A 16,026-nucleotide genomic window follows, 5' to 3' on the forward strand; every position below is an offset into this window, starting at 1 on the left:
ATTTATCAACTCAATGTTGAGAAAATCTGCGCCTTAAATTTATGAAATAATAAATAACTTATTGATTTAATGAGATTAAAAGTATGTTAACTAAAATTTTGACCAAAGTATTTGGTAGCCGTAATGATCGTACTCTGCGTAGATTGCGCAAAGAAGTGGAAAAAATTAACCGTTTAGAGCCTGATTTTGAAAAGTTATCAGACGATGAGTTAAAAGCTAAAACAGTTGAATTCCGCGAGCGTTTAGCGAAAGGTGAGAGCCTCGAAAGCATTATTCCAGAAGCATTTGCGACCGTGCGCGAAGCCAGCCGTCGCGTTTTTGGTATGCGTCACTTTGATGTACAGTTAATCGGTGGGATGGTACTGAATGAACGTTGTATCGCAGAAATGCGTACAGGTGAAGGTAAAACATTAACCGCGACATTACCAGCGTATATCAACGCATTAACGGGCAAAGGCGTCCACGTCGTAACGGTGAATGACTACTTAGCAAAACGTGATGCGGAAAATAACCGCCCATTATTTGAATTTTTAGGTTTAACTGTTGGTATCAACTTACCGGGTATGGCACCGCCTGCGAAGCGTGAAGCTTACGCCGCAGATATTACTTATGGTACTAACAACGAGTTTGGTTTCGACTACTTGCGTGACAACATGGCATTTAGCCCTGAAGAACGTGTGCAGCGTAAACTTCACTATGCATTAGTGGATGAGGTCGACTCAATCCTTATCGATGAAGCGCGTACTCCGCTGATCATTTCAGGTCCTGCGGAAGACAGCTCAGAACTTTACCAAAAAGTGGATAAACTCATTCCACATCTGCAGCGCCAAGAAAAAGAAGACTCAGATACGTTCCAAGGTGAAGGCCATTTCTCAGTTGATGAAAAATCACGCCAAGTCACCATCACCGAACGTGGTCTGGTGTTAATTGAAGAGCTTCTGGCGAAAGAAGGCTTAATGGATGAAGGTGAATCGTTATATTCGCCAGCAAATATTATGCTTATGCACCACGTAATGGCGGGTTTACGTGCACATGCGCTGTTCACTTTAGATGTTGACTACATTGTTAAAGATGGCCAAATCGTTATTGTTGACGAACATACAGGCCGTACAATGGAAGGTCGTCGCTGGTCAGACGGCTTACACCAAGCGGTTGAAGCCAAAGAAGGTGTTGAAATTCAAAATGAAAACCAAACTTTAGCATCGATTACATTCCAGAATTATTTCCGTCTATATGAAAAACTGGCGGGTATGACGGGTACAGCGGATACTGAAGCATTTGAATTTAGCTCGATTTATAAGTTAGACACCATTGTTATCCCAACGAACCGCCCAATGGTGCGTAAAGATTTACCTGACCTCGTTTACATGAACGAAGCAGATAAATTTACGGCAATTATTGAAGATATACGTGAAAGAACATCAAATGGTCAGCCAGTACTGGTTGGTACCATTTCTATCGAGAAATCAGAGCTGATTTCGAATGCACTGAAAAAAGCTAAGATTAACCATAACGTATTGAATGCGAAATTCCACGCAATGGAAGCCGATATCATCGCAAATGCGGGTCAGGCAGGTGCAGTTACTATCGCAACTAACATGGCAGGCCGTGGTACGGATATCATGTTAGGAGGAAGCTGGCAGACTGAAGTTGCAGCGTTAGAAGAGCCAACGCAAGAGCAAATTGATGAAATCAAAGCTAATTGGAAAGTGCGCCATGATGCGGTTTTAGCTGCGGGTGGTCTACATATCATCGGTACTGAGCGCCATGAATCACGCCGTATCGATAACCAGTTACGTGGTCGTGCGGGTCGTCAAGGGGATGCCGGTTCTTCACGTTTCTACTTATCGATGGAAGATGCTCTGATGCGTATCTTCGCCTCTGACCGTGTTACAGGCATGATGAAAAAACTCGGTATGAAACCGGGAGAAGCGATTGAGCACCCATGGGTCACTAAAGCGATTGCTAACGCACAACGTAAAGTTGAAAGCCGTAACTTTGATATTCGTAAACAATTACTTGAATATGATGATGTTGCGAGTGACCAACGCCGTGCTATTTATACTCAGCGTAATGAATTGCTTGACGGTGGGGATATTAAAGAAACGGTTGATAGCATTCGTGAAGACGTATTTACCACCACGATGGATGCTTATATTCCACCTCAATCATTAGAGGAAATGTGGGATATAGAAGGTTTACATCAACGTTTAGTTAATGATTTTGACCTAGATCTGCCAATGAAAGAGTGGCTGGATAAAGAACCTGAGCTGCATGAAGAAACTCTACGTGAACGTATCATGCAAAAAGCGGTTGAAATCTATGCGCGTAAAGAGGAAATTGTTGGCGCAGAAGCGATGCGTAACTTTGAAAAAGGTGTCATGCTACAAACATTAGATACCTTATGGAAAGAGCACTTGGCTTCAATGGATTACTTACGCCAAGGTATTCATTTACGTGGCTATGCACAAAAAGATCCTAAGCAAGAATATAAACGTGAATCTTTCAGCATGTTTGCCAATATGCTTGAAGCCTTGAAATATGAAGTGATCAGTACGTTATCTAAAGTTCAAGTTCGTTTACCTGAAGAAGTTGAAGCGTTAGAGCAGCAACGTCGTGAAGAAGCAGAACGTTTAGCAAAAAGACAACAACTGAGCCATGAAACGGGCGCTGAGTCTTTAATGACAGAAACTGAAGCGAAAATGGCAACAGAAGGCCATAAAATTGGTCGTAATGATCCATGCCCTTGTGGTTCAGGCAAGAAATATAAACAATGCCATGGTCGCTTAAACTAATCGATCTTTAATTTATATAACTAAATAATAGGCGGGGTAACCCGCCTTTTTGACGAAAAGATTATGGAAAAAAAACATCTGCATATTGCTGCTGGGGTTATTCGTAATTCACAGCAACACATTTTTATTACTAAACGCCCTGAAGGGACTCACATGGCAGGGTTTTGGGAGTTTCCCGGCGGGAAATTAGAGCAAGGGGAATTACCTGAAGCTGCATTAATTCGTGAACTTGAGGAAGAAGTTGGGATTATTGTCACTGAGTATGAGCCATTTCACCGCGTAGATCATGAGTTTGACGATAGAATTATTACGCTTTATTTCTTTATTGTGTCTGCGTGGGATAACGAGCCTTACGGGAAAGAAGGGCAGGATTTTCGTTGGGTCGAGCAAGAAGCACTAGTTGCGGATGAATTTCCACCTGCAAACCGTATTATTGTTGAGATGCTTACACAGTAAGAATTTTTAATGCGTTGAAAATAAAGTGGAAAAGATCCAAATTTAAACAGAGTTTATACTTTCCACTTTATAAAAACGTTAAGTTAGTTATCGGGTTGCTCACTCCAATCATCACTTTCAGAAATGTCGCTCTGGCTTGCAATGCGTTTCTCTTCACTGGCCCATTCCCCAAGATCAATGAGTTGACAGCGCTTGCTGCAAAAAGGCCTAAAAGGGCTATTCTCATTCCAAATTACAACTTTTTGACAGGTTGGGCAGTTAACCTCAATTATTTCACTCATAAAACTTTTCTCTACTCTAGCAGCAAGATAATTCAAAACGGATCATATCAGGGAGTATACCATTCTCGCTATCGATATGCAGGAAACGTAAAGCAAAGCGTGTTTTGTGACCTGAAATTTGTGGGTAAATAAAGTTTTCAGCGGGTAATTTTATGCGCAGTAATTCTTTACCTTCGACGCTATCTTGGTAAAAGCCATTATATGATTCTTTGACTTCAAACGTTCCTGCTTGACGAATTAATGACAGAACTGTTTTTAAAGCATCATTAAGTGGGTCGAGACTTTGTAGCCAACCACTGATAGCTTTATCTCGCACATTTTGTGGAATATTTAACCATAATTGTAATGTAGGTAAATCGAAACTACAGCAACCACCTGGAATACTGAGTCGTTGGCGAACCATACTAATAATTTTGTCTGTTCTTAAATGGTGGCCAAACCGCGGGGCTGACATTAAATGAGATATTTTGTCTGTTAAATTAGTGAGTAATGAATTAATTAGCTGTTTGTCTGCATTAGGGTCATTAGCCCAATTTGATAAGCGAGTACGTTGTTTTTCAAGTTCTTTGATAAGGTCTGAGCGAACTTCACCTCTATCAAGGATTTCAATAAGTTCTGAGACTGAACGAAAAAATGCGATACCAGAAGAGTAGGAGGTAATATTACTGAGCTCATAAATTTGAGATAAAAGGGTTTCAAGGCGCAACCAAGAACGGATCTTTTCATTCATTGGATATTCATAAGTGATAAAATTTGTAGCTGCTAGTTCGCCCATTTTAATTCCTATGTTTTTATTTTGCTAATGACAAATATTTGTTGTGAAGATTGGCTACCTTGTCTTGAATACTGCTGTCTTTAGTATGGTTTGTAATAACATCATCAGCATAAGATAATCGTTTTTCACGGCTAACCTGTGCTTTTAATATATTGTTGACTTGTTCGAGACTTATATTGTCTCTTTTTATTGTACGTTGAATTTGCTCTTCAGGAGTAACATCAACGACTAATACTCTATTTGCTAAGTGAGAAATGTTGTTTTCAATTAATAAAGGAACAACCCATAACACATAAGGATAATTGCTTTGGTGGAGCTGTTTTTGTGTCTCTTGTTGAATTAAGGGGTGAAGGAGTGCATTTAGCCATCTTTTTTCATTAGGGTCTGAAAAAATAATTTCTCGCAAAAGGCCTCTATTGAGCTTGCCATCTAAAGTGATAATTTTTTTGCCAAAATGTGACTTGATAGCATCAATAGCAGGGGTGTTAGGTTCTACAACTTGACGAGCTATTATATCAGCATCAACGATGGGGACACCAAATTTGGCAAACTCGTTTGCAATGGTCGTCTTGCCACTTCCAATTCCGCCTGTTAAAGCAACTATATAAGGCATAAATTTTTCGTTCACTTATAGAAAATAAAAATAGATTACACTGAAATTATCCATTTGTCTCCATTCAAGTTAACATGAATGGAAATAGTTAAAAATACTTATATAACATGATTCTATATGGTTAGAGTATGTTAATAATAAGAGATAAATATTGGCTGCAAAATTATAATCCAGTGACAACATTCCCTAAATTAAATATTGGAAGATACATGGAAAGCATAATCATACCAACTAATAGTGAAATAAACACAAGCAGTACAGGTTCTAAGGTTTTTATTTTTTTCTCTATGTAGAACATGTATTGTTCTGAATAGTACTTAAATAGATAGCTTGTAAAATAATGAAGCTTACCTGATTCCTCCGCAATTGCTATTAATTGAATAGCTAAACTCGGAAATAGAATAGTTTCTTTCATTGCATTTGATAGTGACTCGCCTTTAAGTACAGAAGAGAGAATGTTTTCACAATCCTTTTTGTATTGTTCATTATTGATTGTTTTTATTGTACAGTCTAAACATTCAATGAGTGGAAGACCGATTTTATATGTTGATGATACTGTTAAAAAATAAAGGCTTAGGTAATGATAGGAGATCAAATGCTTAAATATGGGGAATTGTATTAAAACTCTCAGTAAGAGGGAACGATGATTTTTCTTCATTCTTAGAGTTAATATGGAAATAAAAGAAACAAATAATAAAAAATAGGTAAATTGATTTTTTATAAAGTCAGACAAGTAAAGCATAATTTGTGTTAGTAGAGGTAGCTCTTGTTGAAAACTATCATAAATATCTTTAAATTGAGGAATAACATACAAAAACATTATGCACAGTAACATACCTGAAAATAGACAGAGAGTGAGCGGGTAACGTATTGCTTTTTTGAATAATACAGATATTTTTTCATTATGCTCTAACATAAAACTAATAGTATTGAAATTTTTGTCATATGTACCTGTTTTCTCTGCAACAATGACAAGGCTAATAACTGTACTGCTAAAAATCTGCTGATAATCTTTTAAAAAATCAGAGAAAAGCTCTCCTTTTTCGATGTGCTGAATTAAATTTCTAATAAAGTTATTCCAAAACGGAAGATGGCAATTTTCTGAAAGTATTTTTAAGCTTTGTATTAGTGTTATTCCTGATGATGTTAAAATACCTAGCTGATGAAAAAAATGTATTTGATAGCTAATGCAAGCACGATTCAAATTAAAAATTGCTTTGATCTTGATTTTTAATGGAATGAGATTATTTTCACTAATAATAATAAAAGCGCTTTTCTTACTTTTGGCCAATAAAGTATCTTCAATGATCTGGTTGTGAGTATTGAGTGCAACATAGGAATAAATGAACATTTTAGACCCCCTCATTGCCAACAATAGCGTAAATTTCTTGTAACGTTGTATTGCCTGACTCAACGAGCTTAATACCTGCTTGAAAAAGGCGTTCAAAGCTTACGGTATTGTTATCTTGCCGCTGTAAATCTTGAAGTATTTGCTGGTCAATATATTCATAAACAGCTGTTCTTCCCATAAAGCCAGAAAAGCAGTGTTCACATCCTTTAGACTTCCATTCATTAATCGTTAATACTTTATTTAACTCGGTTTGTGATGGCGTAGATATTTTGCATTTAGGACATAACTTGCGCACCAATCTTTGAGCTATCACCATTTTCAAGCAAGACAATAGCTGCTTTTTTTCTACACCAAGCTGCGCCATACGTTCTATGGCGCTTACAGTACAATTGGTGTGGAGTGTAGATAAAACTAAATGACCTGTTTGCGCTGCGCGAGTAGCTATTTGAGCTGTTTCTTCATCCCTTATTTCACCGATCATAATAATATCAGGGTCTTGGCGTAATAGTGCTCTAAGAATAAAAGCAAAACTAAGTTCAGATTTTTCATGAACCTGAATTTGATTGATCCCTTGTAAAGGAATTTCAATAGGGTCTTCTATAGTTGAAATATTTCGAGATGATTGATTTAAGAATTCTAATGCACTATATAAAGTCACCGTTTTGCCACTTCCAGTAGGGCCTGTCACTAGAATTAGGCCTTGAGGTTGTTTCAAGTATCTTTTTAATGAGTCAAGAAGGGAAGAGCACATCCCTATGTGCTCTAATGAATATTTTAATTGAGTATTAAGAATTCTTAATACGAGTTTTTCACCATACAAGGTGGGGATACTAGAAAGGCGTATACTGTAATTCTGCCCATCAAAATACCAATTCATTTGTCCATCTTGTGGGCGTCTTTTTTCCGCAATATTCATTTTGGAAAGTATTTTTAACCGCGCAATAATTTCATTGTGAATTTCATATGGGGCAGAGGGAAGAAAGTAAAGTTTCCCATCAACACGTATCCTAATCTTTAAACCTTGCTTGGATGGCTCAAGGTGAATATCTGATGAGCGCTTGTGAATCGCGGTTTTAAGTAAATTTTCAACAAAATCAACAGCAGGGGACGTTACGTCTAATGCATCTGTCTCTTTAGGTTGATAAGGCACAGCCTCCTCTTTGATTTGGTGTATTGCACTATTGAAGTAATGGTCAATTTTTTCTTTAGGCCAGATGTCATAGCAAACAGGGACACTAGCAATAAACTTTAGAGTCGCCATAAGGTTATCATCAGGTTTTTTAACCGTGGCAATAGATAATCGTTTATGATTATAATCTACGATAATAATATAGTGTTTATCGCATAGTTTTTTTAGTTCTTTATAGATAAATTGGTTATCTTTTATTGTATTCATAATTACCCCTAATTAAAAATTTAATGTTTTTTCACATAAAGATTTTAAGTTGGCATTGTTTTTTATTTCGCAAACCACATTCCATTTAAACTGGGTGTTATTTGCTGGGGCAATAGGTGTTAGCGTTATATTAAGGTCTGATAAAGTTTTATCTCCACTAAGTTTCACAACACCTGATTTTACCTCTATAGTCTTGATGTGTTTTCCTGAAACATTATTTGGAATGTTATCGTTGCCACTATCACATTGAGACAGGCTACCGAAATTAAAATGGCATATCTCAATGCTATTTTTGTAAGGTAAAATAGTTTGAAGAACATCAGTCATGGCAGCCTTTTGCATATAACTTTGATAACCAGGAATAGCAATCACACCAAGTATAGATATGATAGCAATGACAACCATTATTTCGATAAGCGAAAATCCTTGTTGACGCATAATAAAACCTCCGTTGTTAAGTGAGGTTCTATCATAAAGCGTTTTTTCTATCGATTTTATTCAATGTAAATGATATTGCGAAGCGCTTTGTAGATAAATAAATAAACTAGTGGTTAATTGCGTTTTTTTTCGAGCTGCTTCGCAAAATATTATTTATCTGTAATTTTTATTTGTATTTAAATTCTAATTAAATGAAAATAAATGGGTGGTTAAATAGAGGTTTAAATAGATGTATTAGCAATTAATTTTTAATTATTTATTAATTGCTAATAATATTAAGTGAATTTTAAAGTAGACTTTTATACTGTTGCCAATCAAAAAATGGACCAGGATCAGTTTTACGCAAGGGCGCTATATTGCTATGGCCTGTAATATTATGGGCAATCAACGGATATTGAGTTATAAGTTGTTGCGTTAAAATTGCGAGGGATTGGTATTGTGATTCAGTAAATGGCTCAAAATCAGTGCCTTCTAGCTCAATACCAATTGAAAAATCATTGCATTTTTCTTTTCCTTGGTAGCTTGACTGTCCTGCGTGCCAAGCACGTAAATGAAAAGGAACATATTGAATGATAGAGCCATCACGGCGGATTAAACAATGGGCAGAAACGCGAAGATGTTTTATCTCATCAAAAAAAGGGTGTTCTTGAGGGTTTAAGGTCCCTGTAAATAATTGGTTGATATAAGGCCCGCCAAATTGGCCAGGGGGAAGGCTAATATTGTGGATAACCAGCAATGAGGGGGTAACCCCATCAGGCCGTTGATCATGATGTGGTGAGGGGATATGAGTCACATTATTTAACCAACCATCATGTATTTTCATCTCGTTATCCATAGTATTCTGTTTTCTTTTTGTCAGGGCTCGTTATCTTTGGATAGAAAGATTAGCATAGATACAATAAGGCGAGAGCATATTTTGGAGTAAGAAATGGCTATACGACGTTATGATGAGCAGCAAAGACGCAGCATTCTATTAGAACGATTAGCGGTTGATATCCCTTTTATGGTAACAGTTGCATTAAAAGAAGATCTTGGGCAGTTGGTTGACTATAAACGAGATATTACAGGGCAGCTACTTAATGAGAGTACTATCTCAATCGCCCGTATTATTACACGGGAAAACGGCGTTTTTTGTGGTAAAAAATGGTTGGAAGAAGTCTTTCTTCAATTAGGCGGACAAGTCAAAATTGATTGGAAAGTGCAAGATGGTGATACGGTGACACCAAACCAAGTGTTGTGTGAAATGCAGGGACCATCTCAAGTTTTATTAACAGGGGAGCGAACGTCACTAAATTTTATCCAAACTCTCTCCTCTGTTTCGACAGCAACAGCAGTATATGTAAAAGAGATTGCAGGGACTCGCGCCAAGTTACTTGATACACGAAAAACCATACCAGGTCTAAGAACTGCGTTGAAGTATGCTGTTCTTATGGGCGGAGGTTTTAACCATCGTTTAGGGCTTTCAGATGCCTATTTAATTAAAGAAAACCATATTATTTCAGCGGGTTCTGTGGGGAAAGCTGTTGAGCTCGCTAGACAAGCACACCCTGAAGTACCTATTGAAATTGAAGTGGAAAGCTTAGACGAGTTACTTCTGGCACTAAAAGCAGATGCAGACATCATCATGTTAGATAACTTTACACCAACAATGATGAAAGAGGCGGTAGTGTTAACTGCAGGGAAGGCTGCGCTTGAAGTTTCAGGCAATGTGACATTAAAAACGATAAAAGAATTTGCAGAAACGGGTATTGATTTTATTTCAGTGGGTGCTTTGACTAAGCATATCCAAGCGATGGACTTATCAATGCGTTTTGTTGATAGCCATTCTTAGAGCGCCAACAGGCTATCTAAAGTCTGATAAGAGAACTGTATTGCACAATTTCATTATACAGTTCTTTTATTCCTCCCTGTATAACTTATAACAGCATTCGTAAAATTGAAGTATTTGCGTGGTATTTTTTTAAAAGCATCAATTTTATTCTAAAGCAAACAGGTCAATTTGGGTTGAGTAAGTCTTTTGAAATTTAAGATAAGTATAAAGTCAGTTGTGGAATTAACATTTTTGAAACAAAAAAAGTAAGGCATTTAAGTATAATAGAGTAGTTAGGGTTTTATTTGATTTTTAATTTATTTATTTTGAATTTTTATTCATTAAATCAATTGCTTTTACGATTCAGTTTGTATTTTTAATCGGTAAGTGATGTTTTTTATGTTAAAAATTTTCTTGCCTAGTTGCTCACTTAGTTATCAAAACATGCTAAATTTTAAAAAAAATTGTTAAGATTTGCAGGATTTTATGATTTAGCGCAAGGTCTTTATGGACAGATAGTGAATACTTTGTTACTTTATTAGCCCATAAACAAATTGGTATTACCAATTAACACTGGGTAATACGTAATCAATAATTACTCACTTATGAATATGGCAGATTATGACTTACGGTAAAATTCGCCAACCAAAGTTATCAGATGTAATAGAGCAACGGCTCGAGCATCTCATTTTCGAAGGGACATTGCGCCCTGGCGAAAAGCTGCCCCCTGAACGCGAACTCGCAAAGCAGTTTGACGTATCTAGGCCATCAGTGCGTGAAGCAATTCAAACATTAGAAGCCAAAGGGCTTCTCTCTCGTCGCCAAGGCGGCGGCACCTTCGTGCAAAAGAAAATGTGGCAAAGCTTTAGTGATCCTCTAGCTCAGTTACTCGAAGGTAATCCTGAATCTCAATTTGATCTTCTTGAAACTCGTCATGCTCTTGAAGGTATTGCAGCCTATTATGCTGCACTTCGCGGCACTGAAGAAGATCTTGACCGTATTCGTCAAAGTTATGAACTTATCGAAATAGCGCAAAAAAGTGGCGAATTAGATGCTGAATCTGATGCGGTACTCCAATATCAACTCATTGTGACAGAAGCGGCTCACAATGTGGTTTTGCTGCATCTATTGCGTTGTATGATCCCGATGTTAGAACAGAATATCCGTCAAAACTTTGAATTTTTGTATACCCGTAAAGAGATGTATAACGCAGTTAGCTCCCATAGAGCGCAAATTTTTGCTGCAATAATGGCAAGAGAGCCTGAAAAGGCGCGCGAAGCATCTCACCGTCACTTGTCTTTTATTGAAGATTTGCTATTGGATATTAGCCGAGAGCAAACTCGCAGAGAACGTTCTTTACGGCGGTTACAGCAACACCCTGATTTAACTTAATAATATAGATCCTGACTGCTGCGTCTATATTATTGTGAATGCTCTAAAAGAGAGTTAAAGCGGCAACTACATCAGGGCCTATCTTCCCGCTGTTTTAGCAACATTGGGAAAATAGCAGGAAGATAGGCTCCACATAACCATATAAAATAGATAACAGATAAGGAATACACCATGTCAGATATGTTAAAAAATGACGTGGATCCGATTGAAACTCGCGACTGGCTACAGGCGATTGAATCGGTCATCCGTGAAGAAGGTGTTGATCGTGCTCAGTTTATTATCGAACAGGTATTAAGCGAAGCGCGTAAGGGCGGCGTAAGTATTGCTGCTGGTGCATCTGGTCGTTCTGATTACATCAACACAATTGCTGTTGAAGATGAGCCTGCATACCCTGGTAACATGGACTTAGAGCGCCGTATTCGCTCTGCAATTCGCTGGAACGCAGTAATGACTGTTCTGCGTGCGTCTAAAAAAGACTTAGAACTGGGCGGCCATATGGCTTCTTTCCAGTCATCAGCAACCTTGTATGAAGTCTGCTTCAACCACTTCTTCCGCGCTCATAATAACAATGATGGCGGGGACTTAGTATTCTTCCAAGGCCATATCTCTCCAGGAATCTATGCACGTGCTTTCTTAGAAGGCCGTTTAACTGAAGAGCAAATGAACAACTTCCGTCAAGAAATTGGTGGAAATGGTCTGTCTTCATATCCGCACCCTAAATTAATGCCTGATTTCTGGCAGTTCCCGACCGTATCAATGGGTCTGGGCCCAATCAACGCTATCTACCAAGCTAAATTCCTGAAATACCTTGATAACCGTGGCTTGAAAGATACATCTGCGCAACGCGTATATGCATTCTTAGGTGATGGTGAGATGGATGAACCAGAATCTAAAGGTGCAATTACTATCGCAACACGCGATAAATTAGATAACTTAGTTTTCGTTATCAACTGTAACCTGCAACGTCTGGATGGCCCAGTAACAGGTAACGGCAAAATTGTTAACGAATTAGAAGGTATCTTTAACGGTGCTGGCTGGCAAGTTATCAAAGTTATGTGGGGCGACCGTTGGGACGAGCTGCTGCGTAAAGACACGAGCGGCAAACTTGTTCAATTAATGAACGAAACCTTAGACGGCGACTACCAAACCTTTAAATCACGTGATGGCGCATACGTCCGTGAGCACTTCTTCAATCGTTACCCAGAAACAGCTGCATTAGTTAAAGATATGACTGATGATGAGATTTGGGCACTGAACCGTGGTGGTCACGATCCGAAGAAAGTCTATGCCGCATTTGCGAAAGCAAAAGAAACCAAAGGCAAACCAACTGTTATTTTAGCGCAAACCATTAAAGGCTATGGTATGGGCGAAACAGCTGAAGGTAAAAACATTGCGCACCAAGTGAAGAAAATGAACATGGACGGCGTTCGCCATTTCCGTGATCAATTCAATGTGCCAGTGGCTGATGAGCAAATCGAAAAACTGCCATACATTACTTTCGAAAAAGATTCAGAAGAGTACAAATACCTGCACGAGCGCCGTCAAGCGCTGGGTGGCTATTTACCTGCTCGCCGTTCAACTTTTGATGAGAAACTGGAAATTCCTGCTCTGGCAGATTTCAGTCAATTATTAGAAGAACAATCAAAAGAAATTTCGACCACGATCGCTTTCGTTCGTGCATTGAACGTGATGTTGAAAAACAACTCTATCAAAGAGCGTTTAGTGCCAATTATCGCTGACGAAGCGCGTACGTTCGGTATGGAAGGTCTGTTCCGTCAAATCGGTATTTATAGCCCTAAAGGCCAACAATATACGCCGCAAGACAGAGAACAAGTTGCCTACTATAAAGAAGACTCGAAAGGTCAAATCCTGCAAGAAGGTATCAACGAGCTGGGTGCAGGTTCTTCTTGGTTAGCTGCTGCAACATCTTACAGCACTAACAACTTGCCGATGATCCCATTCTATATCTACTACTCAATGTTTGGTTTCCAACGTATTGGTGACTTAATGTGGGCAGCGGGTGACCAACAAGCGCGCGGCTTCCTGATTGGTGGTACTTCAGGTCGTACAACGCTGAACGGTGAAGGCTTACAACACGAAGATGGTCACAGCCATATTCAATCACTGACTATTCCTAACTGTATTTCTTATGACCCAGCATTCGCTTATGAAGTTGCTGTGATTATGCAAAACGGTTTAGAGCGCATGTACGGTGAGAAACAAGAGAACGTGTACTACTACATCACGACTCTGAACGAAAACTACCACATGCCTGCAATGCCAGAAGGCGCAGAAGAGGGTATCCGTAAAGGTATCTACAAACTGACTTCTGTTGAAGGTAGCAAAGGTAAAGTGCAGTTATTAGGTTCAGGTTCAATGATGCGCCACGTTCGTGAAGCGGCGGATATCCTGTCTGCTGAGTATGGCATCGGTTCTGATGTTTACAGCGTAACTTCATTCACTGAATTGGCGCGTGATGGCCAAGATTGTGAGCGTTGGAACATGCTGCACCCATCTGCAACACCACGCGTTCCATACATTGCACAAGTGATGAATGATGCGCCAGCGGTTGCATCAACTGACTACATGAAACTGTTTGCTGAACAAGTTCGTACTTACGTGCCTGCAAGTGATTACCGTGTACTGGGTACTGATGGTTTTGGTCGTTCTGACAGTCGTGAAAACCTGCGTCACCACTTCGAAGTGGATACCAGCTATGTCATCGTAGCAGCGTTAGGTGAATTAGCTAAACGTGGTGAAGTTGATGTTAAAGTCGTTGAAGAAGCGATTAAAAAATACAACATCAACCCAGAAAAAGTTAACCCACGTTTGGCATAAGAGGTAAATATCAATGTCTATTGAAATCCAAGTGCCAGATATCGGTGCTGATGAAGTTGAAGTCACCGAAGTGATGGTTAAAGTTGGCGACAAAGTAGAAGCAGAGCAATCGCTCATTACCGTTGAAGGTGATAAAGCCTCTATGGAAGTCCCATCGCCACAAGCGGGTGTGGTAAAAGAAATTAAAATTGCGACTGGCGACAAAGTCAAAACTGGCTCGCTGATCATGGTCTTTGAAGCAGAAGCGGGTGCAGCTGCGCCTGCTCCAGCACAAGCGCCAGCTGCTCCTGCGGCAGCACCAAGCGCAGCAGCGTCAAAAGACGTTGCTGTACCTGATATCGGTGGCGATGAAGTTGAAGTTACTGAAATCATGGTTAAAGTTGGCGATACCGTGACTGCGGAGCAATCTTTAATTACCGTTGAAGGCGATAAAGCTTCAATGGAAGTCCCTGCACCATTTGCAGGTACCGTTAAAGAAATCAAGATTGCGACAGGCGACAAAGTGAAAACTGGCTCGCTGATCATGGTCTTTGAAGTTGCAGGCGCAGCGCCAGCCGCAGCTCCAGTTGCACAAGCTGCAGCACCAGCGGCTCCAGCAGCCTCTGCAATTAAAGATGTTAACGTTCCAGATATCGGCGGTGATGAAGTTGAAGTTACCGAAGTGATGGTTAAAGTGGGTGACACCGTTACTGCTGAGCAATCAATCATTACGGTTGAAGGTGATAAAGCATCAATGGAAGTCCCTGCGCCATTTGCGGGAACCGTTAAAGAAATCAAGATTGCGACAGGCGACAAAGTGAAAACTGGCTCGCTGATCATGACCTTTGAAGTCGCCGGTGCAGCACCAGCTGCGGCGCCAGTTGCACCAGCAGCGGCACCAGCACCTGCAGCAGCGCCAGCTCCAGCAGCTTCTGCACCTGCGAAAGCAGCTGATAGCAAAAATGAATTTGTTGAGAACGATGCATACATTCATGCAACACCGGTTATTCGCCGCTTAGCGCGTGAGTTTGGTGTTAACTTAGCGAAAGTAAAAGGCACTGGTCGTAAAGGCCGTATCCTGCGTGAAGACGTTCAAGCTTACGTGAAAGATGCAGTCAAACGTGCTGAAGCTCCAGCTGCGGCAGGTGGTGGTTTACCAGGTATGCTGCCATGGCCGAAAATTGATTACAGCAAATTTGGTGAAGTTGAAGAAGTCGAACTGGGTCGTATCCAAAAAATCTCTGGTGCAAACCTGAGCCGTAACTGGGTGATGATCCCGCACGTTACGCTGATGGAAGAAGTGGATACCACTGAAGTTGAAGAATTCCGTAAGCAACAAAATAAAGAAGCAGAGAAGAAAAAACTGGACGTGAAAATCACGCCATTAGTTTTTGTCATGAAAGCGGTTGCTCGCGCTCTGGAAGAAATGCCGCGCTTTAACAGCTCGATTTCTGAAGATGCACAACGTCTGTTCTTGAAAAAATATATCAATATCGGTATCGCGGTTGATACGCCAAATGGCTTAGTTGTTCCTGTCTTTAAAGACGTTAACAAAAAAGGCATTTTAGAGTTATCTCGCGAACTGATGGAAGTTTCTAAGAAAGCGCGTGCAGGTAAACTGACTGCGGCTGATATGCAAGGCGGATGTTTCACCATCTCTAGCCTTGGTGGTATCGGTACAACCGGTTTTGCACCAATCGTGAATGCACCAGAAGTCGCTATTATGGGGCTGTCACGTTCTTCAATGAAACCTGTTTGGAACGGTAGCGAGTTTGTTCCTCGCCTGATCCTGCCTATGTCACTGTCCTTTGACCACCGTGTCATCGATGGGGCTGATGGAGCACGTTTCATCACCCTAGTAGGGCAATTAATGAGCGATATTCGCCGTTTAGTGATGTAAAT

General features: G+C 39.8%; 13 protein-coding genes. 6 read left to right on the plus strand and 7 right to left on the minus strand.

The window, feature by feature from the left end:
* Positions 1-83: 83 nt before the first annotated feature.
* A complete protein-coding gene (secA, locus tag J6836_RS02490; protein WP_219246532.1) occupies positions 84-2,795 on the plus strand; it encodes a preprotein translocase subunit SecA in 2,712 nt (903 codons plus the stop codon).
* A 63-nt stretch (positions 2,796-2,858) separates the two neighbouring features.
* Positions 2,859-3,251 carry an 8-oxo-dGTP diphosphatase MutT gene (mutT, locus tag J6836_RS02495; protein WP_219246534.1) on the plus strand — a complete coding sequence of 131 codons (393 nt, stop codon included), beginning with the start codon at positions 2,859-2,861 and terminating at the stop codon, positions 3,249-3,251.
* Between the two features lie 83 nt (positions 3,252-3,334).
* Here mutT and yacG read toward each other — a convergent pair whose 3' ends face one another.
* The 7 genes from yacG to ampD form a co-directional block, all read right to left on the minus strand.
* Entirely contained in the window at positions 3,335-3,532 is a 198-nt protein-coding gene (gene yacG, locus J6836_RS02500) for a DNA gyrase inhibitor YacG (protein ID WP_219246536.1), read from the minus strand.
* A gap of 16 nt (positions 3,533-3,548) precedes the next feature.
* The gene (gene zapD, locus J6836_RS02505) at positions 3,549-4,307 is read right to left on the minus strand and encodes a cell division protein ZapD (protein ID WP_219246538.1); all 759 of its coding nucleotides are present in this window, start codon (positions 4,305-4,307) and stop codon (positions 3,549-3,551) included.
* Positions 4,308-4,323: 16 nt separating this feature from the next.
* Positions 4,324-4,920, minus strand: a complete 597-nt coding sequence (gene coaE / locus J6836_RS02510) for a dephospho-CoA kinase (protein ID WP_219246540.1) — start codon at positions 4,918-4,920, stop codon at positions 4,324-4,326.
* A 163-nt stretch (positions 4,921-5,083) separates the two neighbouring features.
* Positions 5,084-6,271, minus strand: a complete 1,188-nt coding sequence (locus tag J6836_RS02515; RefSeq protein WP_219246542.1) for a type II secretion system F family protein — start codon at positions 6,269-6,271, stop codon at positions 5,084-5,086.
* Between the two features lies 1 nt (position 6,272).
* Positions 6,273-7,667: an ATPase, T2SS/T4P/T4SS family gene (locus J6836_RS02520; protein WP_219246544.1), complete on the minus strand. Its 1,395-nt coding sequence runs from the start codon at positions 7,665-7,667 to the stop codon at positions 6,273-6,275.
* 12 nt (positions 7,668-7,679) lie between these two features.
* The gene (ppdD, locus tag J6836_RS02525; protein ID WP_219246546.1) at positions 7,680-8,105 is read right to left on the minus strand and encodes a prepilin peptidase-dependent pilin; all 426 of its coding nucleotides are present in this window, start codon (positions 8,103-8,105) and stop codon (positions 7,680-7,682) included.
* A 286-nt stretch (positions 8,106-8,391) separates the two neighbouring features.
* The gene (gene ampD, locus J6836_RS02530; RefSeq protein ID WP_219246548.1) at positions 8,392-8,928 is read right to left on the minus strand and encodes a 1,6-anhydro-N-acetylmuramyl-L-alanine amidase AmpD; all 537 of its coding nucleotides are present in this window, start codon (positions 8,926-8,928) and stop codon (positions 8,392-8,394) included.
* 105 nt (positions 8,929-9,033) lie between these two features.
* Between ampD and nadC the strand changes: the two genes are divergently transcribed.
* The 4 genes from nadC (at position 9,034) to aceF (ending at position 16,024) form a co-directional block, all read left to right on the plus strand.
* A complete protein-coding gene (gene nadC / locus J6836_RS02535) occupies positions 9,034-9,936 on the plus strand; it encodes a carboxylating nicotinate-nucleotide diphosphorylase (protein ID WP_219246549.1) in 903 nt (300 codons plus the stop codon).
* A gap of 600 nt (positions 9,937-10,536) precedes the next feature.
* Entirely contained in the window at positions 10,537-11,307 is a 771-nt protein-coding gene (gene pdhR / locus J6836_RS02540) for a pyruvate dehydrogenase complex transcriptional repressor PdhR (protein WP_219246550.1), read from the plus strand.
* A gap of 171 nt (positions 11,308-11,478) precedes the next feature.
* A complete protein-coding gene (aceE, locus tag J6836_RS02545) occupies positions 11,479-14,145 on the plus strand; it encodes a pyruvate dehydrogenase (acetyl-transferring), homodimeric type (RefSeq protein WP_219246552.1) in 2,667 nt (888 codons plus the stop codon).
* A gap of 13 nt (positions 14,146-14,158) precedes the next feature.
* Positions 14,159-16,024, plus strand: coding sequence for a pyruvate dehydrogenase complex dihydrolipoyllysine-residue acetyltransferase (aceF, locus tag J6836_RS02550; protein WP_219246554.1), 1,866 nt, complete (start codon positions 14,159-14,161; stop codon positions 16,022-16,024).
* The last annotated feature ends 2 nt before the right edge of the window (positions 16,025-16,026 follow it).

Source organism: Providencia sp. R33 (assembly GCF_019343475.1).
In the GTDB taxonomy this organism is placed as follows: domain Bacteria; phylum Pseudomonadota; class Gammaproteobacteria; order Enterobacterales; family Enterobacteriaceae; genus Providencia.

What these genes read in the sequence shown, in the direction of transcription:
- coaE (WP_219246540.1), bottom strand. Translation starts at nt 4,920, where the DNA reads ATGCCTTATATAGTTGCTTTAACAGGCGGAATTGGAAGTGGCAAGACG.
- yacG (WP_219246536.1), bottom strand. Translation starts at nt 3,532, where the DNA reads ATGAGTGAAATAATTGAGGTTAACTGCCCAACCTGTCAAAAAGTTGTA.
- J6836_RS02515 (WP_219246542.1), bottom strand. Translation starts at nt 6,271, where the DNA reads ATGTTCATTTATTCCTATGTTGCACTCAATACTCACAACCAGATCATT.
- nadC (WP_219246549.1), top strand. Translation starts at nt 9,034, where the DNA reads ATGGCTATACGACGTTATGATGAGCAGCAAAGACGCAGCATTCTATTA.
- zapD (WP_219246538.1), bottom strand. Translation starts at nt 4,307, where the DNA reads ATGGGCGAACTAGCAGCTACAAATTTTATCACTTATGAATATCCAATG.
- aceE (WP_219246552.1), top strand. Translation starts at nt 11,479, where the DNA reads ATGTCAGATATGTTAAAAAATGACGTGGATCCGATTGAAACTCGCGAC.
- mutT (WP_219246534.1), top strand. Translation starts at nt 2,859, where the DNA reads ATGGAAAAAAAACATCTGCATATTGCTGCTGGGGTTATTCGTAATTCA.
- ppdD (WP_219246546.1), bottom strand. Translation starts at nt 8,105, where the DNA reads ATGCGTCAACAAGGATTTTCGCTTATCGAAATAATGGTTGTCATTGCT.
- pdhR (WP_219246550.1), top strand. Translation starts at nt 10,537, where the DNA reads ATGACTTACGGTAAAATTCGCCAACCAAAGTTATCAGATGTAATAGAG.
- J6836_RS02520 (WP_219246544.1), bottom strand. Translation starts at nt 7,667, where the DNA reads ATGAATACAATAAAAGATAACCAATTTATCTATAAAGAACTAAAAAAA.
- aceF (WP_219246554.1), top strand. Translation starts at nt 14,159, where the DNA reads ATGTCTATTGAAATCCAAGTGCCAGATATCGGTGCTGATGAAGTTGAA.
- secA (WP_219246532.1), top strand. Translation starts at nt 84, where the DNA reads ATGTTAACTAAAATTTTGACCAAAGTATTTGGTAGCCGTAATGATCGT.
- ampD (WP_219246548.1), bottom strand. Translation starts at nt 8,928, where the DNA reads ATGAAAATACATGATGGTTGGTTAAATAATGTGACTCATATCCCCTCA.